The organism is Variovorax sp. V213 (assembly GCF_041154455.1).
Lineage (GTDB): Bacteria > Pseudomonadota > Gammaproteobacteria > Burkholderiales > Burkholderiaceae_C > Variovorax.
In genome coordinates this window covers 4,301,902-4,328,862 of record NZ_AP028664.1, presented here as the reverse complement: position 1 = coordinate 4,328,862, position 26,961 = coordinate 4,301,902, and the positions used below count along the sequence as shown (strand labels likewise).

Here is a 26,961-nt window from a genome sequence, read left to right as displayed (position 1 = left end):
TCCGGCCATGCGAATTCGCTTTACCAAGATGCAGGGGGCCGGCAACGATTTTGTCGTGCTCGACGAAACGCGCGGCTCGCTGGGCCTCACGGCCGCGCAATACCGCTTTCTGGCCGACCGTCACTTCGGTGTCGGCGCCGACCAGATCCTCACGGTGCGGCCTCCTTCCAAGGACGCGGCCGAGGGCGTCGACTTTCAGTACGTGATCCACAACGCCGATGGCGGCGAGGTGGAGCAGTGCGGCAATGGCGCGCGCTGCTTCATGCGCTTCGTGCGCGAGCACCACCTGACCGAGAAGGAGACTGTGCGCGTCGAAACGCTGGCCGGCATCATCGAGCCACGCATGGGCGAAGACGGCCGGGTCACGGTCGACATGGGCCCACCGATCTTCGAGCCGGCCCGCGTACCCTTCGACACCGCGGGGCTCGATCCGCAGCCCACGGGGTCGTGGCACACCTGGCACCTGGCGCTTGGCACGCATGCCGATTCAGCCATTGTTTCCGTGGCGGTGCTGTCGATGGGCAATCCGCACGCGGTGCAGGTGGTCGACAACGTCGACACCGCGCCTGTGGCCCGGCAGGGCCCGCAGATCGAGCACCATCCGCGCTTTCCGCAGCGGGTGAATGCCGGCTTCATGCAGGTGGTCGACCGCACGCACGTCAAGCTGCGGGTGTTCGAGCGCGGCGCCGGCGAAACGCTGGCCTGCGGCACCGGCGCCTGCGCGGCGGTGGTGGCGGGCATCCGGCTCGGCTTGCTGGAAAGCCGGGTCGATGTGCAGACGCACGGCGGCGTGCTCACCATTGGCTGGGAGGGCGAGGGGAACCCGGTGCTCATGACCGGGCCGGCCACCACGGTTTTCGAGGGAGACATCGAGGTGCCCGAGCTGCCATGACCCACATCAGAAACAACAAAGACGACGCCATGAACCCGATCACCGAAGACGACATCGCCAACTACCTGGCGAACACGCCCGACTTTTTCGAGCGGCACGCACAGCTGCTGGCACAGGTGCAGCTCACCAGCCCGCACGGCAACCGCGCCGTCAGCCTGCAAGAACGGCAGGCCGAGATGCTGCGCGAGAAGATCAAAGCGCTGGAGCATCGGCTGATGGACATGGTGCGCCACGGCACCGAGAACGTGGTCATTGCCGACCGGCTGCAGCGCTGGACCCGCGGCCTCTTGACCACGCGCGACCCGCGCAGCCTGCCGTACCGCATCGCGGTCGACCTGCAGTCGCTGTTCCTGGTGCCGCAGACGGCCATCAAGGTGTGGGACTGCGGGGCCGACTACCTCAACGAGGCCTATGCCCAGTGGGTGAGCGACGACGTGAAGGCGCTGGCCACCTCGCTCACTTCGCCTTATTGCGGGCTGAATTCGGGCTTCGAGGCGGCCAACTGGCTGCCCGAGCCGGCCGGCGCCGCGTCGATTGCGCTGATTCCGCTGCGGCCCGATGCCGAGTCGCCGGCCTTCGGCCTGCTGGTGCTGGCCTCGCCGGACGCGCAGCGCTTCAACGCTGAAATGGGCACCGACTTTCTCGAGCGCATTGCCGAACTGGCCTCGGGCGCGCTGTCGCGGCTGCGGCCTTGAGCGGCCAGCGCCGGTCCTGGCGGGCCGCGCGGCCCGTGCTGTGGACGGTGCTGGTTGGGGGTCTGCTGGCCTATGTGGCCCTTGCCGCTGTCATCTGGCGGCATGCGGACGAGGCGCTTGCCAATCCACCGCAAAAGCCGGCCGATGCGGCGCTCATCCTGGGCAACCGCGCCTACCTCAAGGGCAAGCCCAACCCGTGTCTCACGGGCCGGGTCGACACCGGCATTGCGCTGGCCAACGCGGGCCGCGTGAAGCAGCTGGTGCTGTCGGGCGGCGTCGACAAGGAAGACGGCCGCATCGAAGCCGAGGTGATGGAGCGCCATGCGCGTGCCCAGGGCTATGCCGGTCCGCTGCTGCTGGAGCCGGCCTCCACGTCGACGCGCCTGAACCTGGCGATGTCCAGCCCGATGCTGAAGGCGGCGGGCGTGCGCGCCGTCATCGTGGTGTCGGAGCCCTACCACCTGTGGCGGGTGGAGCGCCTGGTGCGGGCCAGCGGTTTCGACAGGGAATTCGACGTTCAGTATGCGGCTGCCGACACGAGCTGCTGGCGCCGCTGGGGCATGGTTTTCAAGGGCGCGTTGCGCGAGCCGCTGGCTGTCGTGAACAATGCATTCAATGGCTACCTCTACTGACACGGCGGAAACGGCCGCCACGTCGCCCTGGGTCGAGAATTACCTGGAGCACGTGCGCGTGGAGCGCCGGCTGGCGGCGCGCACGGTCGAGCTCTATGCCATCCACCTCCAGGCGCTCGCGGCCAACGCCGCGGCGGCCGGGCTTTCGCTCGACCGCGTGCAAACGGCGCACATCCGGCGCTGGATGGCGCAACTGCACGGCGCCGGGCGCGAGCCGCGCGGCATTGCGCTGGTGCTGTCTTGCTGGCGCAGCTTCTACCGCTGGCTCGGCAACGAAGGGCTGGTGGGCTTCAACCCGGTGAAGGACGTGCATGCGCCCAAGGCCGCGCGGCCGCTGCCCAAGGCGCTGGCGGTCGACGACGCGGTGCGGCTCGCCGAAATGTACGACCCCGAGGCCGCCCCCTGGACCGAGGCGCGCGACGGCGCGATCGTCGAAGTGCTCTACGGCTGCGGCCTGCGCGTGAGCGAGCTCACCGGCCTCGACGCGCAAGCCAGCAACACGGCCCGCGGCTGGGTCGATCTCGACGCACTGGAAGCCAACGTGCTCGGCAAGGGCAGCAAGCGACGGCTGGTGCCGGTCGGCGGCAAGGCGGCCGAAGCGCTGCGCGACTGGCTCGCGGTGCGCGGCGAATGTCCGGCGCTGGCAACGGCCGGCCTGCGCGACCCCGCGGGCGCGGCGGCGCTCTTCATCAGCAGCAAGGGCGTGCGGATGTCGTCGCAAGCGGTGTGGAAGCTGTTGCGCGAGCGCAGCCTCAAGGCCGGCCTGGCGGCGCCGGTGCATCCGCACATGCTGCGGCACTCGTTTGCGAGCCACGTGCTCCAGTCGAGCAGCGACCTGCGCGCCGTGCAGGAACTGCTGGGTCACGCCAACATCTCCACCACACAGATCTATACCCGGCTGGATTTCCAGCACCTGGCCAAGGCCTATGACGCGGCACATCCGCGCGCGCAGGCGCGCCCCGAGAACGCGCGGGCCAAGCCAAAAAAAGACAGCGACAACAAACAATGAAAACCCTCCGCCTCAAGCCCGGCAAAGAGCGCTCGCTGCAGCGCCGCCACCCCTGGATCTTCGAATCCGCCATTGCACGGGGCGGCGCGGATTCGGGCGAGACGGTGCGCGTCGAATCCCATGACGGCGCCTTCCTGGCCTGGGCTGCGTTCAGCCCGGTTTCCAAGATCCGCGCGCGGGCCTGGAGCTTTGTCGAAACGCAGCGCATCGACGCGGCCTTTCTTGCCTCGGTGTGTGCCCGCGCGGTGGCGGCCCGGTCGCTTTTCGACCTGCAGAGCGACGGTGTCCGGCTGATCCACGGCGAGGCCGATGGGCTCCCGGGCCTGATCGTCGATCGCTATGGCGACACGCTGGTGGCGCAGTTCCTGTCGGCCGGCGTCGAGCGCTGGAAGGCCGCCATTGCCGATGCGCTGCTCGCGGCGACGGGCCTGCAGAAGCTCTACGAGCGCTCCGACGCCAGCGGCCGCGAGCGCGAGGGCCTGAAGCCCGTCACGGGCTGGCTGCGCGGGGAGGGCGCCACCGAAATCACGATTCGCGAGCACGGCTGGAAGCTCTCGCTCGACATTGCAACGGGCCACAAGACCGGCTTCTACCTCGACCAGCGCGACAGCCGCCAACGCTTTGCCGAGCTGGCGCAGCATCGGCGCTTTCGGCGCGTGCTCAACTGCTTTTGCTACACCGGCGGCTTCACCGTGGCGGCGCTCGCGGGCCTGCGGGCGGCCGGCGCGGTGGAAGGCGCCGAGCTGGTGTCGGTCGATTCGTCGCAGCCGGCGCTCGAGCGGGCGAGGGCGCACCTGGCGCTGAACGGCTTCGGCGGCGAGGGTTCGGGCGTGAAGGCCGAGTTTCTGGACGCCAACGTCAACACCGTGCTGCGCGAGTTCATCGAGCAGGGCCGCACCTTCGACGCCATCGTGCTCGACCCGCCCAAGTTCGCGCCCACCGCAGCCCATGCCGAGCGTGCCGCCCGTGCCTACAAGGACATCAACCGCCTCGCGCTCAAGCTGCTGGAGCCCGGTGGGGTGCTGCTGACTTTTTCCTGCTCAGGCGGCATCAGCGCCGACCTTTTTCACAAGATCGTGGCTTCGGCCGGCATCGACGCCCAAGTGGACGGCTACATCAGCGAACGATTGGGAGCAGCCCCCGACCACCCGATGACCATCGAGTTTCCGGAGGGCGAATATTTGAAGGGCCTGGTGGTGGTGCGAAAGCCCGCTTGACCCCGCGCCAACGCAACTGAGTGGCATTGGCTAAACTGCCGGCCAATTCTTTTTCTTCCTGTTTTCCGCCTTCGGAGCACACCATGGCCCTCATTCCCGCCACCATCCTCACCGGCTTTCTGGGCTCGGGCAAGACCACGCTGCTCAAGCGCATCCTGACGGAAGCCCACGGCCAGAAGATCGCGGTGATCGAGAACGAGTTCGGCGAAGAGAACATCGACAGCGACATCCTCGTGACCGAGTCGAAGGAGCAGATCGTGCAGATGAGCAACGGCTGCGTCTGCTGCACCATCCGCGAAGACCTGCGCGAAGCCCTGCAGCTTCTGGCCGCCAAGAAGCGCAAGGGTCTGCTCGACTTCGACCGCGTGGTGATCGAAACCACGGGCCTGGCCGACCCCGGCCCGGTGGCGCAGACCTTCTTCATGGACGACGAGATTGCCGAAAGCTACCTGCTCGACTCGATCCTGACGCTGGTCGATGCCAAGCATGCGCCGCAGCAGCTCAACGACCGCCAGGAGGCGCGCCGCCAGGTGGGCTTTGCCGATCAGATCTTCATCAGCAAGAGCGAGCTGGTGTCGGCCGAAGAGACCGAGGCGCTGATTCACCGCCTGAAGCACATGAACCCGCGCGCGCCGCAGCAGAAGGCGCATTTCGGCGACGTGCCGCTGAAGGACATCTTCGACCTGCGCGGCTTCAACCTGAACGCCAAGCTGGACATCGACCCCGACTTCCTGAAGGAAGAAGAGGCGCACGATCATGACCACGCGCATGGCGAAAATTGCGATCATCCCTCGCACAAGCACGAGGGGCACGGCCACCATCATCACACCGATGACGATGTGAAGAGCTTCGTCTACAAGGCCGACCGGCCCTTCGACCCGGCCAAGCTCGAAGACTTCCTGGGCGCCATCGTCAACATCTACGGCCCCCGCATGCTGCGCTACAAGGGCGTGCTGAACATGAAGGGCACCGAGCGCAAGGTGATCTTCCAGGGCGTGCACCAGCTGATGGGCAGCGACCTGGGCCCCGAGTGGGGCAAGGACGAAGATCGCCAGAGCCGCATGGTGTTCATCGGCATCGAGCTGCCGCGCGAAATCCTCGAGCAGGGTCTCGAGCAGTGCCTGGTCTGAGGCCCTGACTTGCTCCTTCCCCCGCCGGGGGAAGGGGGAGGGAGGGGCTTACTTGCCGCCCATGCCGCCCAGCGGCTTGCCGTTGATCTTCAGGCTGCCTTCGCTGTATTCGACCTGGCTCGTGACGTCGGTGCCGTCGCGCTTGACGAAGCCCATTCCCTCGCCTTGCTCGACCAGCCCCGCCACCATCTCGGGCGGCGGCGTCTGGCCGCTCTCGGCGCCGGTGGCGGCAATCTGCTCCAGCCATTGCATCGGCAGGCGCGCATTGGCCTTCAGCACGCCGCGCTTCATCAGCAGCGCCATGCCCGGCGACTGCAGGTCTTCGTCGGTCACGCCGACCATGCCGGCCGTGTAGCTGATCTCGCCGCGCTTGCCGCCGATTTCGACCAGCATCTTTTCCAGGCCGATCTCGGGGTTGTACTTGGCCATGGCCTTGAGGTCGGGCGCCAGCTGGTCCATCAGCTTCTGCATGGCGGCTTGCGAGGCCTTGCCGCCACCCTTGCCGCAGCCGTTGATGGCGCTCGACTGCAGCCAGGCATCGGCCAGCTTCTTGTAGCCGGCGGCGTGGATGCGGCGCCCGCCGCTGCTCATCTCGAACTTGTCGATCTTGGTTTCGCCGATCTTGCCGGCACCCTTGATCGTGCCGGTCGATGCGTAGAGCCCGTCCTTGATGCTGGCATCGGCAAGCATGTCGATGTTCTGCAACAGCACGGTCGGCAGGGCCTTGCCCCCGGCGCCTTCGGCGGTGCCCAGGCCCTTGGGGGCGGCAAACTCGAAGCTTTCGAGCCGGCCTTCGGTCTTGCCGGTGGCCAGGATCCAGCCCGCGCTGTTGTCCATGTCGGCCTTGCCGGTCAGCTTGCCCATTTTCATGGTGGCACCGGTGCGCAGGTCGTTGACGTTCAGCCCGGGCATGGTCAGGTCGTAGTGCACCTGGGTGCGGGCACCGTTCACCTCGATTCGGGCTTGCGCGCCCTGCCAGGTGAACTGGGCCTTGCCCTCGTCGGTCACCTTGGCCGGCGCCACGGTCAGGTCGCTGGTGTAGCCGCCGTCGAAGGCCACCTTGGTGTGTGCCGTCAGCGGCTTGGCCTTGCCGAAGAGCTGTTCTGCCTTGGCCTGGCCTTTCACGTCGAGCACCAGTTCGCTCTCGATGGTGGCCGCGGCCAGCGTGCCGCCGGCAATCGGGCCATGGCGGATGGTGTCGCGGAAGGTGAACCGCACGGGCTTGAACGGCGCGGTGGCCTCGTCCTCTTCGTCGTCACCCTCGGCGGGCTTGACGGCGGGCACCTGTGCCGCGGCATCGGCTGCGCAGCCGAGTTCGAGCGTCACGGTGCTGACTGCGCCGAAGAAGCCCCGTTCGTAGCTGCGGTTGACCACGCGCACCAGGGCGGTCTGCTTCGGCAACTCGTCCAGCGCGGTGTCGTAGCTGGACTTTATTTTTGTGCCGGCCCACCACGTGCTGCCGCCATAGGCAAGCGCAATGGCGGCTGCCAGCGCGCCCAAAACTGCTTTATTGCTCACGATTTCTTCTCTTTTGTATGAATTGTTGGTCGACCCGCACCGTCCCTCGGCGGCTTTGGCGGGCCTTCGTTGCCCCCTCCGGCAACGCTGGCGATGCTACCGGAGGCGGCCCGGTTGCAGGCACATCCCCCTTCATTTCGAGTTCTCTATACAATCGCGCGCCTGTTCCGGCAGCCACGCCCTCGTCCGAACGACGGGATGTGGCTTACGGCACGGGGCGCCGCACGTTTCTGGCGGGCTTTCGGGGGTATAACCCCGGGGTTCGTCACTGCGAGCACTCCGACGAGTGGAGCCCAGGCGGCTTGAAACCCGCAAAAGGCTCCCTTGGGAGGAGACACCCAGTGAAAGCGCGTTCCAGTTCGTTCAAGGAGCCAGTCACCGTGAAGAAACCCGCCGCCAAGGCCACGCCAGCAACCAAGCCCGCCGCTAAGAAAGCGGTGGCTGCAAAGCCGGCTGTACCCGCGGCGAAAAAAACCTCTTCCGCTGCAAAAGCTCCGGCCACGAAAGAAAAAAGCGCTCCAAAGAAGCCAGCAACGCCATCGGCCAAGGCCGCGACCGTTGCAAAGCCCGTCAAGCCTGCAAAGTCCGTTGCGACGCCGGTGGCATCCGCCCCGGCCAAGAGTGCAACCAAAACTGCAGTTGCGGGTCTACCGCCATCCAAAACCGTCGGCCGCACTGCTGCCGTCCCTTCTGCCCCTCCGATCCCAATGAAAAAAACGGCTGCCGCCTCTTCTTCCGCCACGGCGACACCTTCGATGCCCGCTCAGACCGCTGCACCCGCGCCCGCGCGAGGTGGCCGCGTGTCCCGGCTGTCGCAGCTGACCGTGCCTTCCATGCCGCAATCGGTGGCTTCCACCGCTGCCAAGTCTTCGTTCTCGCAGGCGCCTTCCAATGCGTTGGTGCCGCCGCCCCCCGTGGCGGTGAAAAAAGACCCGAAGCTCGCCAACAACTGGAAAACCAAGTCGGTTGAAGAGTTGACCGACGCCGAAGTCATCGCGATGCCCGACACCGAGTACATGAACGAAAAGCAGATGGCGTTCTTCCGCCTGAAGCTGGTCGAGCTCAAGCGCGGCATCCTCGAGAACGCCGGTGAAACCACCGAGCACCTGCGTGAAGACACCGTGGTGGTGCCCGATCCGGCCGACCGCGCCACCATCGAGGAAGAGCACGCGCTCGAACTGCGCACGCGCGACCGTGAGCGCAAGCTGCTGAAGAAGATCGAGCAGTCGATCCAGCGCATCGACGCCGGCGACTACGGCTACTGCGACGAAACCGGCGAGCCCATCGGTGTCGGCCGCCTGCTGGCTCGACCCACCGCCACGCTGTCGCTCGAAGCGCAGCAGCGCCGCGAACTCAAGCAGAAGATGTTCGGGGACTGAGCCGGCAACACAAGAAGAGAGAACCTGATCGCCTCGAAGTTTTTGTCGATGCCAAAGGAAGAGTCGGGCCGCCTGTTTTCCAAGGTGGCAAAGTTCGTCCGCAATCCGCTCAAGGATTGGTCGGAGCTGAATACGACCGCCGATTCCACGCTGCCTGACCAGGCCTACAGCCGGGAAATGCTCAAGGAGATGATCGAGCGGCGCCAGCGCAACGATTTCGTTCGCCGGCGCGAGTTCGACATGCTGCGCAAGCTGCGGCAGCGTGAAGCGGCCGCCCACGCCTTCGAAGGAACGGTCACGCCGTCTTCCTTCAACCTGAACACCACCACCGAAAAATCGGAGGGCCGCGCACTCACGCTCAAGAAGATCGACGAGATCGAAGAGCAGATGTCGCAGCAGTGGTGGAAGGGCCGTGGCCCCAACGGCGAGGTGCTGACCAATGCGCCTCCGGACGCTGGCGCCGAAACCCTGCCGCCGCCGGTGAATGCGGCCGAGCTGGCCAGCTTGCTCGGGGCGCCCTCGGGCCGTGCCGCGCCTGCGCCAGCATCCACGCCTGTGCCCGCTGCCGCTGCGGCACCTGCTTCGGCTCCCGCCCCTGCCGTGCCTGCCAGCACCGTGGTCACCGGTCCGTCGCTGCTTTCGGCGCGGCTGGCGCGAGACGGCGCACTCGAAGAGGCGGTGATCCGCTTCTCGCACGGCGACGATGCCGGCGCCGAGGCCATTCTTCTGCAGGCGCTGGCTTCGGAGAGCGTGGCAGCCGGGGATGAAAGCGACCACGCCACCACCGAGCGCGACGACGCGCGCTGGCACGCCTTGTTCGACCTGTATCGCGCCACCGGCGACGCCACCCGCTTTGCCGCCGCCCGCATGCGCTATGCGCAACGCATGAAGCGCATGGGCCCCGACTGGGTGCCGCTCGACGAACTGGCGCGCAACGTGAAGGCGGTGGCCGCAAGCGAATTCGCTGAATTGGCGCCGGTCGGCGCCGACTGGACCAGCCCGCCGCGCCTGGCGCGCGACGGGCTGGTGAATCTCACGCGGGCGCTCTCGAAGGCCGGTTCGGTCTGGACGCTCGACTGGCGTGCGCTGGCCGCCATCGAGCGCGATGCCGCTGCGCCGCTGCGCGTGCTGTTCGCGCACTGGGCCGATTCACCGGTCCAACTGCGTTTCATGGGCGCCGCCAAGCTGCAGGCCGTGCTGGCCGAGGCCACGCCCAATAGCGAGCGCAGCACCGAAGACGTCTGGTGGCAGCTGCACCTGGCGGCGTTGCGCATGATGAACATGCCCGACGATTTCGAGCTGGTGGCGCTCAACTACTGCATCACCTACGAAGTCTCGCCGCCCGCCTGGGCAGACCCGAAGGGGGAATGCGCCTTGCTGGCCGCTCCTGAGGGAAGCCGCTCGGGCTCCGGCTCCGTGTGGTCGCTGTTGTCGGTCAACGGCGAATCGGAGAGCTTTCCGTCCACCGACAGCGGCTTTGCGGCGCTGGCCGGCGACCTGCGCGGTGAAACGCATTCGAGCCTGCAGCGGCTCGACACCGACCTGCGCAACACGACGGCGCCTGTCATCTCGTGTGCCGCGCTGCTGCGCATGGACCTAGCCGCCGCCGGCACGCTGCTGAGCTGGGTGCGGGCGCGGGACGCCCAGGGCGACCGCGTCCAGTTCGTCGACGCGCACCGGCTGATTGCGGCGCTGTTCGACATTGTCGGCATTGCCGACCACGCGACCGTGGCGGTCCGGAAGAACTAGGCGCAATTCAGAGCAAATCGCGGGGTTGCATTGGCCCCGGCCATCCCCAGATGGCTTCGATGGAACAGTTTCACGGCACCACCATCGTGAGCGTGCGCCGCAAGACCCCCCAAGGCGATCAGGTCGCCATTGGCGGGGACGGGCAGGTCACTCTCGGCAATATCGTCATCAAGGGCACGGCGCGCAAGGTGCGGCGGCTCTATCACGGCAAGGTGCTGGCTGGCTTTGCCGGCGCCACGGCCGACGCCTTCACGCTCTTCGAGCGCTTCGAGGCCAAGCTCGAAAAGCACCAGGGGCACCTGACCCGCGCCGCCGTCGAGCTCACGAAAGACTGGCGCACCGACCGGGTGCTGCGCAAGCTCGAGGCCATGCTGGCCGTGGCCGATGCCACCACCTCGCTCATCATCACCGGTAACGGCGACGTGCTGGAACCCGAAGACGGCGTGATCGCCATCGGCTCGGGGGGCGCCTACGCGCAGTCCGCGGCCAAGGCGCTGATCGACAATACCGACCTCACGGCGGAGCAGATTGTGCGCAAATCGCTCGCGATAGCCGGCGAAATCTGCATTTACACGAACATGAACCACACGGTGGAAGCGCTCTGACCATGTCCATGACCCCCCAGGAAATCGTCTCCGAGCTCGACAACCACATCGTCGGCCAGCCCGCCGCCAAGCGCGCCGTGGCCATTGCGCTGCGCAACCGCTGGCGCCGCCAGCAGGTCGAGGAAAAGCTTCGCGCCGAGATCACGCCCAAGAACATCCTCATGATCGGCCCCACGGGCGTGGGCAAGACCGAGATCGCGCGCCGCCTGGCACGCCTGGCGGATGCGCCGTTCATCAAGGTCGAGGCGACCAAGTTCACAGAGGTGGGCTATGTCGGCAAGGACGTCGACTCGATCATTCGCGACCTGGCCGAGATTGCCGTCAAGCAGACGCGCGAAGCCGAAAGCGCCAAGGTGCGCGCCCGTGCCGAGGACGCCGCCGAAGACCGCATCCTCGACGTGCTGCTGCCGCCCGCGCGCGGCGCCGACGGCACCACGCCGGCGCTCGATGGCCCCAACCCCACCCGGCAGGCCTTTCGCAAGAAGCTGCGGGAGCATCAGCTCGACGACAAGGAGATCGAGCTCGACCTGGCCGAAACCCGTGCCCCGCTCGAGATCATGGGCCCGGCGGGCATGGAGGAAATGACCGAGCAGCTGCGCGGCATGTTCGGCCAACTCGGCGGCGGCAAGCGCAAGACGCGCAAGCTCAAGATCGCCGAGGCCATGCGCCTCCTGATCGACGAGGAAGCCGCCAAGCTGGTCAACGAGGACGAGATCCGCACCCAGGCCATCACCAATGCCGAGCAGAACGGCATCGTCTTCATCGACGAGATCGACAAGGTTGCCACGCGCAGCGAAGCCCAGGGCTCCGACGTGTCGCGCCAGGGCGTGCAGCGTGACCTGCTGCCGCTGGTCGAGGGCACGGCCGTGAGCACCAAGTACGGCGTGGTGCGCACCGACCACATACTGTTCATCGCGAGCGGCGCGTTCCACCTCAGCAAGCCGAGCGACCTGATTCCCGAGATGCAGGGGCGCTTTCCGATCCGCGTGGAGCTGCAGTCGCTCTCGGCGTCGGACTTCGAAAGCATCCTCACGCAGACCCGCGCGTCGCTCGTGAAGCAGTACCAGGCGCTGCTCGCGACCGAAGGCGTGACGCTCGAATTCACGCCCGAAGGCGTCAACCGCCTCGCGGCCATTGCCTTCGAGGTGAACGAGCGCACCGAGAACATCGGCGCCCGCCGCTTGTCCACCGTGATGGAGCGTCTGCTCGATGAGGTAAGCTTCGACGCAGCGCGCATCGAAGGACAGACCATCCGCATCGATGCCGCCTACGTCGACGAGCGCCTTGCGGCACTAAGTCACGACGAAGACCTTTCGCGCTTCATCCTCTGAAGCCGCTTTGCGGCCCCTGTAACGGGGCCGCGCTTCACGCATCACATTCACTGCGTGAGCTAAGTGCTTAATTCTCAACGAAATTCACCGGTTTCCAGGTTTGGAAATCGGCGCTAAGTCGTTGATTCCATTACAAAAAATACCACCAACGGCCAGTTGCGCCTGAAGTGTTTCCTGCTACAGTGCAAAAAAGTGCAGTTAAGTGGGAAAAAGTGCGGGTGGTGCCTCTTTCGGGTGCTGCGGCGCTCCCAACACAGGGGTTCTGGTCGTGTTTCAAGGCGCTTCATCGCTCAGTCTGGATGCCAAGGGGCGGCTCTCCGTGCCGACCCGGCATCGTGACGTCCTGAGCGCGACGGCGAACGGCCAGCTCACGATCACCAAGCATCCGCACGGCTGCCTCATGGTGTTCCCGCGTCCCGAGTGGGAGAAATTCCGCGAGCGCATCGCCGCGCTCCCAATGTCGGCACAGTGGTGGAAGCGCGTGTTCCTCGGCAACGCAATGGACGTCGAGATGGACGGCACCGGCCGCATCCTCGTTTCGCCCGAATTGCGTGCGGCCACGGGCATCACGCGCGAGACGTTGTTGCTGGGCATGGGCAATCACTTCGAGCTCTGGGACAAGGCCACCTACGAAGCCAAGGAGGCCGAGGCCACCCAGGGCGATATGCCCGATGTGTTTCAGGACTTCGCGTTCTGAGGATTCGTGTGAACACTCCATGGATTCATACCACCGTGTTGCTGAACGAAGCGGTGGAAGCCCTTCTTTCAGGCAGCACGGCGGCCACGGGCACCTACGTGGATGCGACCTTCGGTCGCGGAGGGCATGCGCGCGCGATTCTCGCGCGGCTGGCACCGGAAGGCAGGCTGATCGCATTCGACAAGGATGCGGAAGCGGTGGCCGAAGCAGCGCGCATCTCGGATGCGCGTTTTTCCATCCGGCACCAGGGATTCCGTTCGCTGGGCGAATTGCCCGATGCCAGCGTGGCGGGTGTGCTGATGGATCTGGGCGTGAGTTCGCCGCAAATCGACAACCCGGTGCGCGGTTTCAGTTTTCGTTTCGACGGCCCGCTCGACATGCGCATGGACACCACGCGCGGCGAGAGCGTGGCCGAATGGCTGGCAACAGCCGAACTTCAGCAGATTGCAGAGGTGATCCGTGACTATGGCGAAGAACGGTTTGCTGTTCAGATTGCAAAGGCGATTGTTGCTCGCAGACAAGAACGGGGCGCAATTTCAACCACCACCGAACTGGCCGAGCTCGTGGCTGGCACGGTCAAAACCCGCGAGCAGGGCCAGAACCCTGCAACGCGCACATTTCAGGCTTTTCGGATTTTCATCAACGCCGAGCTTGAAGAGCTGCAACAGGCGCTAGAGGCGAGCCTTTCCGTGCTGCAGCCCGGCGGCAGGCTGGCGGTGATCAGCTTCCACTCGCTGGAAGACCGCATCGTGAAGCAGTTCATCGCCAAGCATTCGAAGGAGGTGTACGACCGCCGCGCGCCGTTCGCCGCCCCGAAGGTGATGAAGCTGCGCGCGCTCGAGCGCATCAAGCCTTCGGCCGAAGAGGTGAGCGGCAACCCGCGCTCGCGCAGTGCCATTCTTCGTGTGGCAGAGCGCACAGAAGCTGTTTGACATGGCCCGCCTCAACCTGCTCCTGATGCTCGCGGTGATCGCCTCCGCGCTCTACCTCGTGCACACGCAATACCTGTCGCGCCAGCTCTATACCGAGCTCGACCGCACGCAGCAGGAGGCGCGCCGGCTCGAGCTCGACCGCGACCGGCTGCAGGTGGAGAAGCGCGCCCAGGCTACGCCGCTGCGGGTGGAAAAGCTCGCCAAGGAGCAGCTGCAGATGCGCACCACCACGCCGGCCATCACGCAGTACGTGCGGCCCGACGGCTCGGTGATCCCGGCCGTGGTGGCGCCTCCGCCCGCTCCGCCGGCGGGCCCGGCGACCAAGCCGGCCGCGAGGGCCCAGCGATGAGCCGCCGCAGCGTCCGCTACACCACCAGCCCCTTGCTTGCGAGCAAGACGCCGGTCTGGCGCAGCAAGTTCATCGTCGCCGGCATTGCCTTCGGCTTCGTCGTACTGGCGGGCCGGGCCGCGTACGTGCAGGTCTTCAACAACAGCTTCTTCCAGCGACAGGGCGAGGTGCGCTTTGCACGCACGCTCGAGCTGCCGGCCAACCGCGGACGCATCCTCGACCGCAACGGGCTCATCCTGGCATCGAGCGTGGTGGCACCGAGCATCTGGGCTATTCCGGAAGACGTCGAACGCGACGATCCTGAAGTGCGCGCCAAGCTCAAGCAGGTGGCCAGGCTGCTCGAGATGCCGCAGAAGGACTTCGACAAGAAGCTCGAGGACGAGGACAAGACCTTCGTCTGGATCAAGCGCCAGGTCGACGAGCCCATTGCCAAGCAGATTGCCGCGCTCAACCTCAAGGGCATCTACCAGCGCAAGGAATACAAGCGCCAGTATCCCGAGGGCGAGGCCGCGGCGCACGTGGTGGGCTTCACCAACGTCGAGGACAACGGGCAGGAAGGCATCGAGCTGTCCTTCAACAAGGACCTGGCCGGCAAGGCCGGGTCGCGCCGCGTCATCAAGGACCGCCTGGGCCGCGTGGTCGAGGGCGTGGGCGAGCAGGTGCCGCCGGTCGACGGCAAGGACATCCAGCTCAGCGTCGACAGCAAGGTGCAGTTCTTCGCCTACCAGAAGCTGCGCGACGCCGTGACCGCGCGCAAGGCCAAGGCCGGCAGCGTGGTGGTGCTCGACGCAGTCACCGGCGAAGTGCTGGCGCTGGCGAACTACCCGAGCTACGTGCCCGACAGGCGCCAGAACCTCACCGGCGAACAGCTGCGCAACCGCGCGCTCACCGACACCTTCGAGCCTGGCTCCACCATGAAGCCGATCACCGTCGGCATGGCGCTGGAGGCCGGCCGCGTGAAGCCCTCGACCCTGATCGAGACCGGCCCGGGCCGCTACCAGATCGGCGGCTTCACCATCAGCGACACCCACAACTACGGCACGCTGACGGTCGAGGGCGTGATCCAGAAGTCGAGCAACGTGGGCGCGCTCAAGATCGCGCAGAAGATGTCTCCGCACGAGATGTGGGACACCTACACCGCGCTCGGCTACGGCCAGAAGCCGCAGATCCAGTTCCCCGGCGCCGTGAGCGGCCGGCTGCGCCCCTGGAAGACCTGGAAGCCGGTGGAGCAGGCCACCATGGCCTACGGCTACGGCCTGTCGGCGTCGCTGTTTCAAATGGCACATTCGTACACCGCGTTTGCGCACGACGGCGCCATCATTCCCGTCACCATCCTCAAGAACTCGGAGCCGCCCGCCGGCGTGCGGGTGTTCTCGCCGTCGAATGCGCTGGCGGTCCGCAAGATGTTGCAGATGGCCGCCGGACCGGGCGGCACCGGCACGCGCGCGCAGACCATCGGCTACTCGGTGGGTGGCAAGTCGGGCACGGCGCACAAGCAGGTCGGCAAGGGCTACGCGAGCAACAAGTACCGGGCCTGGTTCACCGGCATGGCGCCGATCGAGAAGCCGCGGATCATCGTGGCCGTGATGATCGACGAGCCGAGCGATGGCCAGTATTTCGGCGGCGTGGCCGCCGCGCCGGTATTCAGCGAAGTGGTGCAGCAGACCCTGCGCATGATGAACGTTCCGCCCGATCTCGCCGTCAAACCCCTGGTGATGACGCAAGGCGTCGACGAGAGTTTCTGAGCATGCTGACACTCACTTCCCCCCAACTCGCCGCGCACTGGCTCAAGGAGCGCGTGCAGGGTGCGTTGCATGCGGACAGCCGGCCGGTGGGCGCGGGCGACGGCTTCATCGCCTGGCCCGGTGCCGCGACCGACGGACGCAAGCACGTTGCGGCGGCGCTTGCGCAGGGCGCCACGGCCTGCCTGGTAGAGCATGACGGCGTCGAGGCTTTCGAATTCCAGGGCGACGACCGCATTGCCAGCTACCCCGGTCTCAAGGCAGCGACCGGTCCGATCGCCTCGGCCTTCTACGACGACCCCTCGACCGCACTCGAGCTGCTGGCCGTGACCGGCACCAACGGCAAGACCTCCACCGCCTGGTGGCTCGCCGAATCGCTTTCCACGCTGGCCGTGCCCGGCGGCGTTCGCCCACTGCAGCTCGACGGCTCCACCGAACGCGGCGTGCCGTCGCCCTGCGCGGTCATGGGCACGCTGGGCATCGGCGTGCCGCCAAAGCTGACGTACACCGGCCTCACCACGCCCGACCCGGTGATGATGCAGCGCGAGTTGCGCACCCTCGTGGAGCGCGGATTCGGCGCCTGCGCCATCGAGGCCTCGTCGATCGGCATTGCCGAACGCCGGCTCGACGGCGCACGCATCGCGGTGGCGGTGTTCACCAATTTCACGCAGGACCATCTCGACTACCACGGCAGCATGGAGGCCTACTGGCAAGCCAAGGCCGAGCTGTTCCGCTGGCCCGGCCTGCGCGCCGCGGTGATCAACATCGACGACGTGCACGGAGCCAGCCTGTGCGCCAACCTGGTCGAAGCCGGCATCGGCGCCCTCGACGTCTGGACCGTCTCGGCCGCCGGCAGCCCGGCGCGGCTGATGGCGCGCGACATCGGCTACGACCCGCAGGGGCTGCAGTTCTCCGTGGCCGAACACGGCACCACGTCCGTGCAGCGCATCTCGACCGGATTGATCGGCCAGTACAACGTGGCCAACCTGCTGGGCGTGCTCGGCACGCTGCGCGCGCTGGGTCTTTCGCTGGCGCAGGCCGCGGCCGCCTGCGCCAACCTCACCAGCGTGCCCGGCCGCATGGAGCGCGTGAGCGCCGCTGCCAATGCGCCGCTGCCGGTGGTCGACTACGCCCACACGCCCGACGCGCTCGACAAGGCATTGGCCGGCCTGCGCCCGCTTGCGCGGCAGCGCGGCGGCGCGCTCTGGTGCCTGTTCGGCTGCGGCGGCGACCGCGATCCGATCAAGCGCCCGATGATGGCTGCGGTGGCCGAGCGCCAGGCCGATCGCGTGATCGTGACCAGCGACAACCCGCGCAGCGAAAACCCCGACGCGATCATCAGTCAGGTGCTGCTCGGCCTCTCGCGCCCCGAAGCCGCCCAGGTGCAGCCCGACCGCGCCGCGGCCATTGCCGACGCCATTGCGCAGGCCGCGCCCGAAGACGTGGTTCTCATTGCCGGCAAGGGCCATGAAGCCTGGCAGGAAATTGCCGGCCAGCGCATCCCGTTCTCCGACCGTACCCATGCGCTCGAAGCGCTCGCGAAGCGAGGTGTGGCATGAACCCATCGACGCCACTCATGCTCACGCTGGCCCAGGTGCAGCAATGGATTCCCGGTGCGCGCCTGGTGGGCGAGCCGACCACGCTCATCACCCGCGTTCACACCGACACGCGCACGCTCGCCAATGGCGACCTGTTCGTGGCGCTCAAGGGCGAACGATTCGACGCCAACGAATTTCTCGCCGATGCCAAGGCGCGCGGCGCCGTTGCGGCCATTGCACATCACGGCTTGCAGGCCGCGGGCCTCGCGGGGCTCGAGGTGCCCGACTCGCTGGCCGCGCTCGGCGCGCTGGCCGCGGGCTGGCGCGCGCAGTTCGATCTGCCGCTGATCGCCGTGACGGGCAGCAACGGCAAGACCACGGTCACGCAGATGATCGCGGCCATCCTGGTCGCGTTCCGGGCCGACCGCGCGCTGGCGACGGCCGGCAACTTCAACAACGAAATCGGCGTTCCGCTCACTTTGCTGCGCCTGCGCGCGAAGCACCAGCATGCGGTGGTCGAGCTGGGCATGAACCACCCCGGAGAGATTGCCCGGCTGGCGGCCATCGCATGCCCGACCATCGCGCTGGTCAACAACGCGCAGCGCGAGCACCTGGAGTTCATGGACACCGTCGAGGCGGTGGCGCGCGAGAACGGCGCGGTGTTCGCCTCGCTGCCCGAAGACGGCACCGCGGTGTTCCCGCACGACGACCTCTTTACTTCGCTGTGGAGCGACATGGCGCATTCCGGCGCCATGCGCCGCTGCATGACTTTCGGCGAGCAGGAAGATGCCGACATTTCGCTGGCCCGGGCCGAATGGCAGCAGGGCGCCTGGCAGGTCCGCATCCGCACGCCGCTGGGCGACATCGATGCGCGACTGCACATCGCGGGCCGGCACAACGTCGTCAATGCGCTGGCGGCCACCGCCTGCGCGCTCGCGGCGGGCGTGTCGCTCGAAACCATCGGCGCGGGCCTCACGGCCTTCGAGCCGGTGAAGGGCCGCTCCAAGGCGAGCGAGGTCGTGCTGCCGGGCGGACATGCGCTCACTCTGGTGGACGACAGCTACAACGCCAACCCCGACTCCGTGCGCGCGGCCATCGACGTGCTCGCGGCCCTGCCGGGCCCGCGCCTGCTGGTGCTCGGCGACATGGGCGAAGTCGGCAATCGCGGACCCGAATTCCATGCCGAGGTCGGCGACTGGGCGCGCCAGCGCGGCGTCGAGACCCTGTACGGCCTGGGTGCCGAAACCGCGCACGGCGTGGCCGCTTTCAATGGCGGCAATCACGGCGGCATTAACGGCGGCGTCAGCGGCCGCCATTTCGACAATGTGGATGCGCTCAACGCCGCGGTGCTGGCGCGGCTGCCGCAGGTTGCCAGCGTGCTCGTCAAGGGATCGCGCTTCATGAAGATGGAGCGGGTGGTGCAAGCCATCGAGCAATCACAACAACAAAAGGAGGCCGGTCATGATGCATGAGCCGCGCAAGACAACATGCTGATGAGCCTGGCCCAATGGCTGCAAACACTCTCGCCCGAATTCGGGTTCTTGCGCGTTTTCCAGTACCTCACGTTCCGTGCGTTGATGGCGGCGCTGACCGCGCTGGTGGTCGGCCTCGTGGCCGGTCCCTACGTGATCCGCCGCCTTGCCGCGCTCAAGATCGGCCAGCCGGTGCGCGGCTACGGCATGGAAACGCACCTGACCAAGAGCGGTACGCCCACCATGGGCGGCGTGCTGGTGCTGTTTGCCATCGCCTTTGCCACCGTGTTGTGGTTCGACGCTTCGAACCGCTTCGTCTGGATCGTGCTGTGGGTGACGCTGGGCTTCGGCGCCATCGGCTGGGTCGACGACTGGCGCAAGGTGGTGCGCAAGGATCCGGAAGGCATGCGCTCGCGCGAGAAGTATTTCTGGCAGTCGGTGGTCGGCCTGATCGCGGGCTTCTACCTGCTCTTCAGCATCTCGGAAAGCTCGAACTGGCGCGTGCTGCAGCTGTTCTTCGCCTGGGTGCAGTCGGGCTTCGATCTCGACTTTCCGCCCAAGATCAACCTGCTGGTGCCCTTCTTCAAAGAGGTGAGCTACCCGCTCGGCGGCATCGGCTTCGTGATCCTGACCTACCTGGTGATCGTGGGCGCGAGCAACGCGGTCAACCTGACCGACGGCCTCGACGGGCTGGCGATCATGCCGGTGGTGATGGTGGGCTCGGCGCTGGGCGTGTTCGCCTACGTCACGGGCAGCGCGGTGTATTCCAAGTACCTGCTGTTTCCCAACATCCCGGGCTCGGGCGAACTGCTGGTGTTCTGCTCGGCCATGGCCGGCGCGGGCCTGGCCTTTCTCTGGTTCAACACCCACCCGGCGCAGGTCTTCATGGGCGACGTGGGCGCGCTCGCGCTCGGCGGCGCGCTGGGCACCATCGCGGTCATCGTGCGCCAGGAGATCGTGTTCTTCATCATGGGCGGCATCTTCGTGGTCGAGGCGATCTCGGTGATGGCCCAGGTCATGTACTTCAAGTACACCAAGAAGCGCTACGGCGAAGGCCGCCGCGTGCTCAAGATGGCGCCGCTGCACCACCACTTCGAGAAAAGCGGCTGGCGCGAGACGCAGGTCGTGGTGCGCTTCTGGATCATCACGATGCTGCTGTGCCTCGTGGGCCTTTCAACGCTGAAGCTGCGGTAACAGGCACATGCGGCATCTGAAAGACCTCCCCGTCCTCGTCCTCGGCCTCGGTGCGTCCGGGCTGGCGATGGCGCGCTGGTGCGCCCGCCACGGCGCGCAGGTGACCGTGGCCGACACGCGCGAGGCGCCCCCAGCACTTGCCACGCTGCGGGCCGAGCTGCCCGAGGTCGCCTTCATCGGCGGTGCGTTCTCGGCCGCGCTGATCGAAGGCACGCCGATCCGTGCGGTGTACCGCTCGCCGGGCCTGTCGCCCGCGACCATCGCGCCGGTGGTCGATGCGGCACGGGCCGTGGGTCTCGCGGTCGGCGGCGAGCTGGATCTCTTCGCGCGTGCGCTGCAGGACTTGCAGACCGTCGAGGTGCCGGTGCAGAAAGCGGAGCCCGAGGCTGAAGCCGTGCCCGCTGCGGAAGCCGTCGAGCCCGAGGCGCAGGCCGCGTTGGACCTGGACGTCGCAGCCGCGGAAGCCGCGCCGGTCGAACCTGAACGGGCCGAAGAAGCCAAGCCGACCCAGGCACCTGAATCGACTGAAGCCGTCGAGCCTGCCTCGGCGACCGAAACACTCGAATCAGTCGAGGCCCCGCCAACGGTCGAACCGGCCGACGCCGAACCCGCGCCTCCCGCCATGGCGGAAGCCGTGCCGCGCGACCCTTCGCTGAGCGTTCCGGTGGCGCAGCCTGCGGAAGAAGCGCCGGCCGCACCGTCGGCAGAGACGCCAGAAAACCCGGAAGCCGCGGTGCCTGCGCCCACCACCGTTTCGCGGCTGCCGAGCACCGGCAAGCCTTACGTTCCTACCGCGGCCAGGGAAGCGGCCGAGTTCGTCGCCAGGATTGCCGAGCTCTCTGCCTCCAACCCGGCCTCCGCGGCCGTCGAGGAAGAGCCCACGCCCCAGCTCCCGCTGGTGCCGATCGAGGAACCGCCGGCACCGAAAGGCTACACCCCCGCGGTGCTCGCCGTCACGGGCACCAACGGCAAGACCACCGTCACAGCGCTGACCGGCCAGCTGGTCGAGCGCGCGGGCAAGAGCGTGGCCGTGGCGGGCAACATCGGCCCCACGCTGCTCGACACGCTGGCCGCGCACATCGACGCCCAGACGCTGCCCGATGTCTGGGTGCTCGAACTCTCTAGCTTCCAGCTCGACGGCGTGCAGGGCTTCGAGCCGACTGCCGCGACGGTGCTCAACCTCACGCAGGACCATCTCGACTGGCATGGCGACATGGCGTCGTATGCATCGGCCAAGGCGCGCATCTTCGGCTCCAAGGGGCTCATGGTGCTCAACCGCGACGATCCGGGCGTGATGGCGATGTTGCCTGCGCCCATCAAGGTGAAGCTGCAGCGCCCGCAGGTCCGTACCCACATCACCTTCGGCAGCGCGATGCCGCTGCGTCCCGGCGACTACGGCATCGAGCGCGTCAACGGCATGGCCTGGCTGGTGCGCGCGCTGGAAGCCGACGAGACGCAGAAGCGCAAGCGCGGCGCCGTCGTCGAAGAGGAGATCTTCTTGCAGCGCCTGTTGCCTGCCGACGCGCTGCGCATCCGCGGACGCCACAACGCCATGAATGCATTGGCGGCGCTGGCGCTGGCCAGCGCCGCCGATTGCCCGCTCGGCCCCATGCTCTACGGCCTGCGCGAATACCGCGGCGAGCCGCATCGCGTCGAGCCGATCGCGCTGGTGGACGATGTCGAATACTTCGACGACAGCAAGGGCACCAACGTGGGCGCCACGGTTGCCGCATTGAGCGGCCTCGGCGAAGACCGCCGCGTGGTCGTCATCCTCGGCGGCGAAGGCAAGGGACAGGACTTCGAGCCGCTCGCCGAGCCCGTGCGCCGGTACGCGCGCGCCGTGGTGCTCATTGGCCGCGACGCACCGCTGATCGAGCATGCGCTGGGCGCCACCGGCGTCTCGCTGATGCATGCCGGCTCCATGGAGGAAGCCGTCAAGCTGGCCGCCGCGCGCGCCAACCCGGGCGATGCCGTGCTGCTGTCACCGGCCTGTGCGAGCTTCGACATGTTCAAGGACTACGAACATCGCGCGGCCGTGTTCCGCGAGGCCGTGCAAGCCCTTGCGGATGAGCCGCGCGAAGCGGCCTCCTCCAACGATGCCGACTTTTCTTCGGGAGACCCGGTTTGAACACCGCAGCCGCCGGCGCCACGCCCAACGCAAAGACCAGCCGCTTCGGCGGCTGGTTCAGGCGCGCGCGCAGCGGCATCGATTCGCTGCCCGTGCACCTGCCGGTGCGGTTGGGCGGCGCCGGCATCACGCAGACCAAGGCCGCGCCGATGCGCGTGCTCGGCTTCGACCAGGCGCTGGTATGGGTCACCGTCGCGCTGCTCACCTGGGGCCTGGTGATGGTGTATTCGGCCTCGATCGCGCTGCCCGACAACCCGCGCTTCGCGCGTGCCGGCTACAGCGCCTCGTTCTTCCTCACCCGGCATGCGGCCTCGGTGGTGTTCGCGTTCATCGCGGCGCTGCTGGCCTTCCAGATTCCGATGAAGACATGGGAGCGCGCCGCGCCCTGGCTCTTCGTCGCCTCGCTGCTGCTGCTGGTGGCGGTGCTCATTCCGCACGTCGGCATCAACGTGAACGGCGCGCGGCGCTGGCTGCCGCTGGGCTTCATGCGCTTCCAGCCGTCGGAGCTGGCCAAGCTCGCGATGGTGCTCTACGCCGCCAGCTACATGGTGCGCAAGATGGAGATCAAGGAGCGCTTCTTCCGCGCCGTGCTGCCGATGGGCATCGCGGTGGTGGTGGTGGGCATGCTGGTGATGGCAGAGCCCGACATGGGCGCCTTCATGGTGATTGCCGTGATCGCCATGGGCATCCTGTTCCTGGGCGGCGTGAACGCGCGCATGTTCTTCGTGATTGCGGCGCTGGTGGTGGTAGCGTTCGGCACCATCGTCGCAACCAGCCCATGGCGGCGCGAGCGCATCTTTGCGTATCTCGATCCGTGGAGCGAGGAGCATGCGCTAGGCAAGGGTTACCAGCTTTCGCACTCGCTGATCGCCATCGGCCGCGGCGAGATCTTTGGCGTGGGCCTGGGCGGCAGCGTCGAGAAACTGCACTGGCTGCCCGAGGCGCATACCGACTTCCTGCTGGCCGTGATCGGCGAAGAGTTCGGCCTCGTCGGCGTGCTGCTGATCATCGGCATGTTCCTCTGGCTGACCCGCCGCATCATGCACATCGGCCGCCAGGCGATTGCGCTGGACCGCGTGTTCTCGGGCCTCGTCGCCCAGGGCGTGGGCGTGTGGATCGGCTTCCAGGCCTTCATCAACATGGGCGTGAACCTTGGCGCGCTGCCGACCAAGGGCCTGACTTTGCCGCTGATGAGCTTCGGTGGCTCGGCCATCCTGATGAACCTGGTGGCACTGGCCGTGGTGCTGCGTATCGACTACGAGAACAGAGTGCTCATGCGGGGAGGCCGCGTATGACCGGGCGCACCGCACTCGTCATGGCCGGCGGCACGGGCGGCCACATCTTTCCGGGGCTCGCGGTCGCCGAGGCGCTGCGCGACCGCGGCTGGCGCGTGCATTGGCTGGGCGCACCCGGCAGCATGGAAGAAAAGCTGGTGCCGCCGCGCGGATTCGCGTTCGAGCCGGTCCAGTTCGGCGGCGTGCGCGGCAAGGGTCCGCTCACGCTGTTCCTGCTGCCGCTGCGGCTTTTGCGCGCCTTCTGGCAGAGCATGGGCGTGGTCCGCCGCGTCAGGCCCGACGTGGTGGTGGGCCTCGGCGGCTACATCACCTTTCCGGGCGGAATGATGAGCGTGCTGCTCAACAAGCCGCTGGTGCTGCACGAACAGAACTCGGTGGCCGGGCTTGCCAACAAGGTGCTGGCGGGCGTGGCCGATCGCGTGTTCACGGCCTTCCCCAACGTGCTGAAGAAGGCGCAGTGGGTGGGCAATCCGTTGCGCGCGGCGTTTACCTCGCAACCCGATCCGGCCGTGCGCTTCGCGGGCCGCACCGGGCCGCTCAAGTTGCTGGTGGTAGGCGGCAGCCTCGGCGCACGCGGCCTCAACACCGTGGTGCCGCAGGCGCTCGCGCGCATCGAGCCGGGCATGCGTCCGCGGGTGCTGCACCAGAGCGGCGCCAAGCAGATCGAAGAGCTGCGCGCCAACTATGCGGCGGCCGGTGTCGAAGGCGAGCTCACGCCGTTCATCGAAGACACCGCGCAGGCCTACGCCGACGCCGACATCATCGTCGCGCGCGCCGGGGCCAGCACCGTCACAGAAATCGCGGCCGTCGGCGCAGCAGCGCTGTTCGTGCCTTTTCCCTCGGCGGTCGACGACCACCAGACCACCAATGCGCGCTTCCTCGTCGACGCGGGCGGCGGCTGGCTGGTGCAGCAGACCGACCTCACACCTGAATTGCTGGCTGACTTGCTACAGAAAACCGAGCGCACCGCGCTGATCGAACGGGCCACCAAGGCCAAAACCATGCAGAAGACCGAAGCGGTCGAGGCCGTCGTCCGCGCCTGCGAGGAGCTTGCCAAATGAAGCATGCGATCCGTCATATCCACTTCGTCGGCATCGGCGGCTCGGGCATGAGCGGCATTGCCGAGGTGCTGTTCAACCTTGGCTACCGCATCACCGGCTCCGACCTGGCCGACAGCGCGACGCTGCGCCGGCTTGCGGGCCTGGGCATCGGCACCTTCGTGGGCCATGCGGCGGCGCACATCGACGGCGCGGATGCGGTGGTCACTTCCACCGCGGTGCAGTCGGATAACCCCGAGGTGCTGGCCGCGCGCGAGAAGCGCATTCCGGTGGTGCCGCGCGCGCTGATGCTGGCCGAGCTGATGCGCCTGAAGCAGGGCATCGCGATTGCCGGCACGCACGGCAAGACGACCACCACGAGTCTCGTGGCCAGCGTGCTCGACGCCGCCGGGCTCGACCCGACCTTCGTGATCGGCGGGCGCCTCAACAGCGCCGGCGCCAACGCGCAGTTGGGCAGCGGCGACTACATCGTGGTGGAGGCCGACGAGTCGGACGCTTCGTTCCTGAACCTGCTGCCCGTCATGGCGGTGGTCACGAACATCGATGCCGACCACATGGAGACCTACGGGCACGACTTCGCAAAGCTCAAGAAGGCCTTCGTCGATTTCCTGCACCGCATGCCGTTCTACGGCGTGGCCATTCTGTGCACCGACGATCCGGCGGTGCGCGACATCGTGAGCCACGTCACCTGTCCGGTCACCAGCTACGGCTTCGGCGAAGACGCGCAGGTTCGCGCGGTCGACGTGCGCGCCGTGGGCGGCCAGATGCACTTCACGGCGCAGCGGCGCAACGGCGTCACGCTGCCCGACCTGCCCATCGTGCTGAACCTGCCGGGCGAGCACAACGTGCGCAACGCGCTGTCGGTGATCGCGGTGGCGGTGGAACTCGGCATTCCCGACGAGGCGGTTCAGCGCGGCCTGGCCGGCTTCAAGGGCGTGGGCCGCCGCTTCCAGAGCTATGGCGAGGTGGCGGTGCAAGGGGCGCCGGCCGGCAGCTTCACCGTGATCGACGACTACGGGCATCACCCGGTCGAGATGGCGGCCACCATTGCCGCCGCGCGCGGCGCGTTTCCGGGGCGCCGGCTGGTGCTGGCCTTCCAGCCGCACCGCTACACCCGCACGCGCGACTGCTTCGAGGACTTCGTCAAGGTCATCGGCAATGCCGACGCGGTGCTGCTGGGCGAGGTGTACGCCGCGGGCGAGCCGCCCATCGTGGCCGCCGACGGCCGCACGCTGTCGCGCGCACTGCGCGTGGCGGGCAAGGTGGAGCCGGTATTCGTCGACGACATCAACGCCATGCCGCAAGCCATTCTGGACAACGCGCGCGACGGCGACGTGGTGCTTTGCATGGGCGCGGGCTCCATCGGTGCGGTGCCGGGCAGGGTCGTTGAAATTGCTGCCGCGGCGCGCGGCGCGGAGGTTACCCCATGACCCTTCAGGATCCAAAACAATTCGGCAAGGTGGCCGTGCTGTTCGGCGGAAGCTCCGCCGAACGCGAAATCTCGATCATGTCCGGCACGGGCGTGCTCGAGGCGCTGCGCTCGCGCGGCGTCGACGCACATGCCTTCGATCCGTCCGAGCGCGATCTGGTCGAGCTTCGGCGCGACGGTTTCGCGCGCTGCTTCATCGCCCTGCATGGACGGCATGGCGAGGACGGCACGGTGCAGGGCGCGCTCGAACTGCTCGGCATTCCCTACACCGGCTCGGGCGTGATGGCGTCGAGCGTGGCCATGGACAAGGTCATGACCAAGCGCATCTGGCAGGCCGACGGCTTGCCGACGCCGAAGTATGTGCGCCTGGCCTTCGACCAGCAGAGCCGCGAGCAGATCCGCGCTGTGCCCGACGTGCTCGGGCTGCCGCTGATCGTGAAGCCGCCGCGCGAGGGTTCGTCGATCGGCGTGACCAAGGTCGAGGGCTATTCGCAGATGCAGGACGCCGTGGCGCTTTCGGCGAAGTACGACGCCGACGTGCTGTGCGAGGAATTCATCGAGGGCGAGGAAGTGACCTGCGCCGTGCTCGGCCAGGGGCTCGACGCGCGTGCGCTGCCCGTGGTTCGCATCGCCGCGCCCCAGGGTGCCTACGACTACCAGAACAAATACTTCACCGACGACGTGAAGTACCAGTGCCCGAGCGGCCTGCCCGAAGCCGAGGAACACGAGATCCAGCGCATCACGCTGGCCGCGTACCACACGCTCGGTTGCCGTGGCTGGGGCCGTGCCGACGTGATGATCCGCGGGAGCGACCGCAAGCCTTTCCTGCTCGAGATGAACACCTCGCCCGGCATGACCGGCCATTCGCTGGTGCCGATGTCGGCACGCGCGGCGGGCATTGCCTACGAAGACCTGTGCCTGCGCGTGCTGGCCTCGGCTTCGCTGGATGCCACGGGGGGAGCGCACTAGC

Annotated in this window: 24 protein-coding genes; 22 read left to right on the top strand and 2 right to left on the bottom strand. The window is 67.3% G+C overall.

The window, feature by feature from the left end; translation table 11 throughout:
- Positions 1-7: 7 nt before the first annotated feature.
- The 6 genes from dapF to ACAM55_RS20530 all read left to right on the top strand — a co-directional run bounded on the left by dapF (position 8) and on the right by ACAM55_RS20530 (position 5,575).
- Complete coding sequence (gene dapF / locus ACAM55_RS20555; protein WP_369653302.1) at positions 8-892, top strand: diaminopimelate epimerase; 885 nt, start codon at positions 8-10, stop codon at positions 890-892.
- Positions 889-1,587 carry a DUF484 family protein gene (locus tag ACAM55_RS20550; RefSeq protein WP_369653301.1) on the top strand — a complete coding sequence of 233 codons (699 nt, stop codon included), beginning with the start codon at positions 889-891 and terminating at the stop codon, positions 1,585-1,587. Before dapF ends, ACAM55_RS20550 begins: the two co-directional genes overlap by 4 nt.
- Positions 1,584-2,219 (top strand): YdcF family protein, encoded by a 636-nt coding sequence (locus tag ACAM55_RS20545; RefSeq protein WP_369653300.1) that lies wholly within the window; start codon positions 1,584-1,586, stop codon positions 2,217-2,219. The genes ACAM55_RS20550 and ACAM55_RS20545 overlap by 4 nt, the downstream gene beginning before the upstream one ends.
- On the top strand, positions 2,203-3,228 hold the full coding sequence (locus ACAM55_RS20540) for a tyrosine recombinase XerC (protein ID WP_369653299.1): 1,026 nt from the start codon (positions 2,203-2,205) through the stop codon (positions 3,226-3,228). Before ACAM55_RS20545 ends, ACAM55_RS20540 begins: the two co-directional genes overlap by 17 nt.
- Positions 3,225-4,445 carry a class I SAM-dependent rRNA methyltransferase gene (locus ACAM55_RS20535; protein WP_369653298.1) on the top strand — a complete coding sequence of 407 codons (1,221 nt, stop codon included), beginning with the start codon at positions 3,225-3,227 and terminating at the stop codon, positions 4,443-4,445. The genes ACAM55_RS20540 and ACAM55_RS20535 overlap by 4 nt, the downstream gene beginning before the upstream one ends.
- A gap of 83 nt (positions 4,446-4,528) precedes the next feature.
- Positions 4,529-5,575, top strand: coding sequence for a GTP-binding protein (locus tag ACAM55_RS20530; protein WP_369653297.1), 1,047 nt, complete (start codon positions 4,529-4,531; stop codon positions 5,573-5,575).
- A 48-nt stretch (positions 5,576-5,623) separates the two neighbouring features.
- Here ACAM55_RS20530 and ACAM55_RS20525 read toward each other — a convergent pair whose 3' ends face one another.
- Complete coding sequence (locus tag ACAM55_RS20525; RefSeq protein WP_369653296.1) at positions 5,624-7,093, bottom strand: YdgA family protein; 1,470 nt, start codon at positions 7,091-7,093, stop codon at positions 5,624-5,626.
- Positions 7,094-7,358: 265 nt separating this feature from the next.
- Entirely contained in the window at positions 7,359-7,835 is a 477-nt protein-coding gene (locus ACAM55_RS20520; protein WP_369653295.1) for a hypothetical protein, read from the bottom strand.
- 13 nt (positions 7,836-7,848) lie between these two features.
- Here ACAM55_RS20520 and dksA point away from each other — a divergent pair, with 13 nt between their 5' ends.
- From dksA to ACAM55_RS20440, 16 genes are all read left to right on the top strand, one after another.
- Entirely contained in the window at positions 7,849-8,472 is a 624-nt protein-coding gene (dksA, locus tag ACAM55_RS20515; protein WP_369653294.1) for an RNA polymerase-binding protein DksA, read from the top strand.
- 48 nt (positions 8,473-8,520) lie between these two features.
- A complete protein-coding gene (locus ACAM55_RS20510; protein WP_369653293.1) occupies positions 8,521-10,221 on the top strand; it encodes an STAS domain-containing protein in 1,701 nt (566 codons plus the stop codon).
- Between the two features lie 59 nt (positions 10,222-10,280).
- Entirely contained in the window at positions 10,281-10,826 is a 546-nt protein-coding gene (gene hslV, locus ACAM55_RS20505) for an ATP-dependent protease subunit HslV (RefSeq protein WP_026283873.1), read from the top strand.
- A 2-nt stretch (positions 10,827-10,828) separates the two neighbouring features.
- Entirely contained in the window at positions 10,829-12,157 is a 1,329-nt protein-coding gene (hslU, locus tag ACAM55_RS20500) for an ATP-dependent protease ATPase subunit HslU (RefSeq protein ID WP_369653292.1), read from the top strand.
- A 268-nt stretch (positions 12,158-12,425) separates the two neighbouring features.
- Positions 12,426-12,854, top strand: coding sequence for a division/cell wall cluster transcriptional repressor MraZ (gene mraZ / locus ACAM55_RS20495; RefSeq protein ID WP_281147916.1), 429 nt, complete (start codon positions 12,426-12,428; stop codon positions 12,852-12,854).
- Between the two features lie 8 nt (positions 12,855-12,862).
- Positions 12,863-13,786 (top strand): 16S rRNA (cytosine(1402)-N(4))-methyltransferase RsmH, encoded by a 924-nt coding sequence (gene rsmH, locus ACAM55_RS20490; protein WP_369653291.1) that lies wholly within the window; start codon positions 12,863-12,865, stop codon positions 13,784-13,786.
- Position 13,787: 1 nt separating this feature from the next.
- The gene (ftsL, locus tag ACAM55_RS20485) at positions 13,788-14,135 is read left to right on the top strand and encodes a cell division protein FtsL (RefSeq protein WP_369653290.1); all 348 of its coding nucleotides are present in this window, start codon (positions 13,788-13,790) and stop codon (positions 14,133-14,135) included.
- Entirely contained in the window at positions 14,132-15,880 is a 1,749-nt protein-coding gene (locus ACAM55_RS20480) for a peptidoglycan D,D-transpeptidase FtsI family protein (RefSeq protein WP_369653289.1), read from the top strand. Before ftsL ends, ACAM55_RS20480 begins: the two co-directional genes overlap by 4 nt.
- A 2-nt stretch (positions 15,881-15,882) precedes the next feature.
- A complete protein-coding gene (locus tag ACAM55_RS20475) occupies positions 15,883-17,436 on the top strand; it encodes a Mur ligase family protein (RefSeq protein ID WP_369653288.1) in 1,554 nt (517 codons plus the stop codon).
- Positions 17,433-18,887, top strand: a complete 1,455-nt coding sequence (murF, locus tag ACAM55_RS20470) for a UDP-N-acetylmuramoyl-tripeptide--D-alanyl-D-alanine ligase (protein ID WP_369653287.1) — start codon at positions 17,433-17,435, stop codon at positions 18,885-18,887. The genes ACAM55_RS20475 and murF overlap by 4 nt, the downstream gene beginning before the upstream one ends.
- A gap of 15 nt (positions 18,888-18,902) precedes the next feature.
- Positions 18,903-20,081 carry a phospho-N-acetylmuramoyl-pentapeptide-transferase gene (gene mraY / locus ACAM55_RS20465; RefSeq protein ID WP_093021885.1) on the top strand — a complete coding sequence of 393 codons (1,179 nt, stop codon included), beginning with the start codon at positions 18,903-18,905 and terminating at the stop codon, positions 20,079-20,081.
- Between the two features lie 7 nt (positions 20,082-20,088).
- Complete coding sequence (murD, locus tag ACAM55_RS20460; protein ID WP_369653286.1) at positions 20,089-22,209, top strand: UDP-N-acetylmuramoyl-L-alanine--D-glutamate ligase; 2,121 nt, start codon at positions 20,089-20,091, stop codon at positions 22,207-22,209.
- Positions 22,206-23,504: a putative lipid II flippase FtsW gene (gene ftsW / locus ACAM55_RS20455; RefSeq protein WP_369653285.1), complete on the top strand. Its 1,299-nt coding sequence runs from the start codon at positions 22,206-22,208 to the stop codon at positions 23,502-23,504. The genes murD and ftsW overlap by 4 nt, the downstream gene beginning before the upstream one ends.
- Complete coding sequence (gene murG, locus ACAM55_RS20450; protein WP_369653284.1) at positions 23,501-24,565, top strand: undecaprenyldiphospho-muramoylpentapeptide beta-N-acetylglucosaminyltransferase; 1,065 nt, start codon at positions 23,501-23,503, stop codon at positions 24,563-24,565. The genes ftsW and murG overlap by 4 nt, the downstream gene beginning before the upstream one ends.
- On the top strand, positions 24,562-25,992 hold the full coding sequence (murC, locus tag ACAM55_RS20445) for a UDP-N-acetylmuramate--L-alanine ligase (RefSeq protein WP_369653283.1): 1,431 nt from the start codon (positions 24,562-24,564) through the stop codon (positions 25,990-25,992). The genes murG and murC overlap by 4 nt, the downstream gene beginning before the upstream one ends.
- Entirely contained in the window at positions 25,989-26,960 is a 972-nt protein-coding gene (locus ACAM55_RS20440) for a D-alanine--D-alanine ligase (protein WP_369653282.1), read from the top strand. The genes murC and ACAM55_RS20440 overlap by 4 nt, the downstream gene beginning before the upstream one ends.
- The last annotated feature ends 1 nt before the right edge of the window (position 26,961 follow it).

Coding starts and splice junctions, on each gene's coding strand:
- dapF (WP_369653302.1), top strand. CDS start 8: ATGCGAATTCGCTTTACCAAGATGCAGGGGGCCGGCAACGATTTTGTC.
- ACAM55_RS20550 (WP_369653301.1), top strand. CDS start 889: ATGACCCACATCAGAAACAACAAAGACGACGCCATGAACCCGATCACC.
- ACAM55_RS20540 (WP_369653299.1), top strand. CDS start 2,203: ATGGCTACCTCTACTGACACGGCGGAAACGGCCGCCACGTCGCCCTGG.
- ACAM55_RS20535 (WP_369653298.1), top strand. CDS start 3,225: ATGAAAACCCTCCGCCTCAAGCCCGGCAAAGAGCGCTCGCTGCAGCGC.
- ACAM55_RS20530 (WP_369653297.1), top strand. CDS start 4,529: ATGGCCCTCATTCCCGCCACCATCCTCACCGGCTTTCTGGGCTCGGGC.
- dksA (WP_369653294.1), top strand. CDS start 7,849: ATGCCCGCTCAGACCGCTGCACCCGCGCCCGCGCGAGGTGGCCGCGTG.
- ACAM55_RS20510 (WP_369653293.1), top strand. CDS start 8,521: ATGCCAAAGGAAGAGTCGGGCCGCCTGTTTTCCAAGGTGGCAAAGTTC.
- hslV (WP_026283873.1), top strand. CDS start 10,281: ATGGAACAGTTTCACGGCACCACCATCGTGAGCGTGCGCCGCAAGACC.
- hslU (WP_369653292.1), top strand. CDS start 10,829: ATGTCCATGACCCCCCAGGAAATCGTCTCCGAGCTCGACAACCACATC.
- ftsL (WP_369653290.1), top strand. CDS start 13,788: ATGGCCCGCCTCAACCTGCTCCTGATGCTCGCGGTGATCGCCTCCGCG.
- ACAM55_RS20480 (WP_369653289.1), top strand. CDS start 14,132: ATGAGCCGCCGCAGCGTCCGCTACACCACCAGCCCCTTGCTTGCGAGC.
- ACAM55_RS20475 (WP_369653288.1), top strand. CDS start 15,883: ATGCTGACACTCACTTCCCCCCAACTCGCCGCGCACTGGCTCAAGGAG.
- murF (WP_369653287.1), top strand. CDS start 17,433: ATGAACCCATCGACGCCACTCATGCTCACGCTGGCCCAGGTGCAGCAA.
- mraY (WP_093021885.1), top strand. CDS start 18,903: ATGCTGATGAGCCTGGCCCAATGGCTGCAAACACTCTCGCCCGAATTC.
- murD (WP_369653286.1), top strand. CDS start 20,089: ATGCGGCATCTGAAAGACCTCCCCGTCCTCGTCCTCGGCCTCGGTGCG.
- murG (WP_369653284.1), top strand. CDS start 23,501: ATGACCGGGCGCACCGCACTCGTCATGGCCGGCGGCACGGGCGGCCAC.
- murC (WP_369653283.1), top strand. CDS start 24,562: ATGAAGCATGCGATCCGTCATATCCACTTCGTCGGCATCGGCGGCTCG.
- ACAM55_RS20440 (WP_369653282.1), top strand. CDS start 25,989: ATGACCCTTCAGGATCCAAAACAATTCGGCAAGGTGGCCGTGCTGTTC.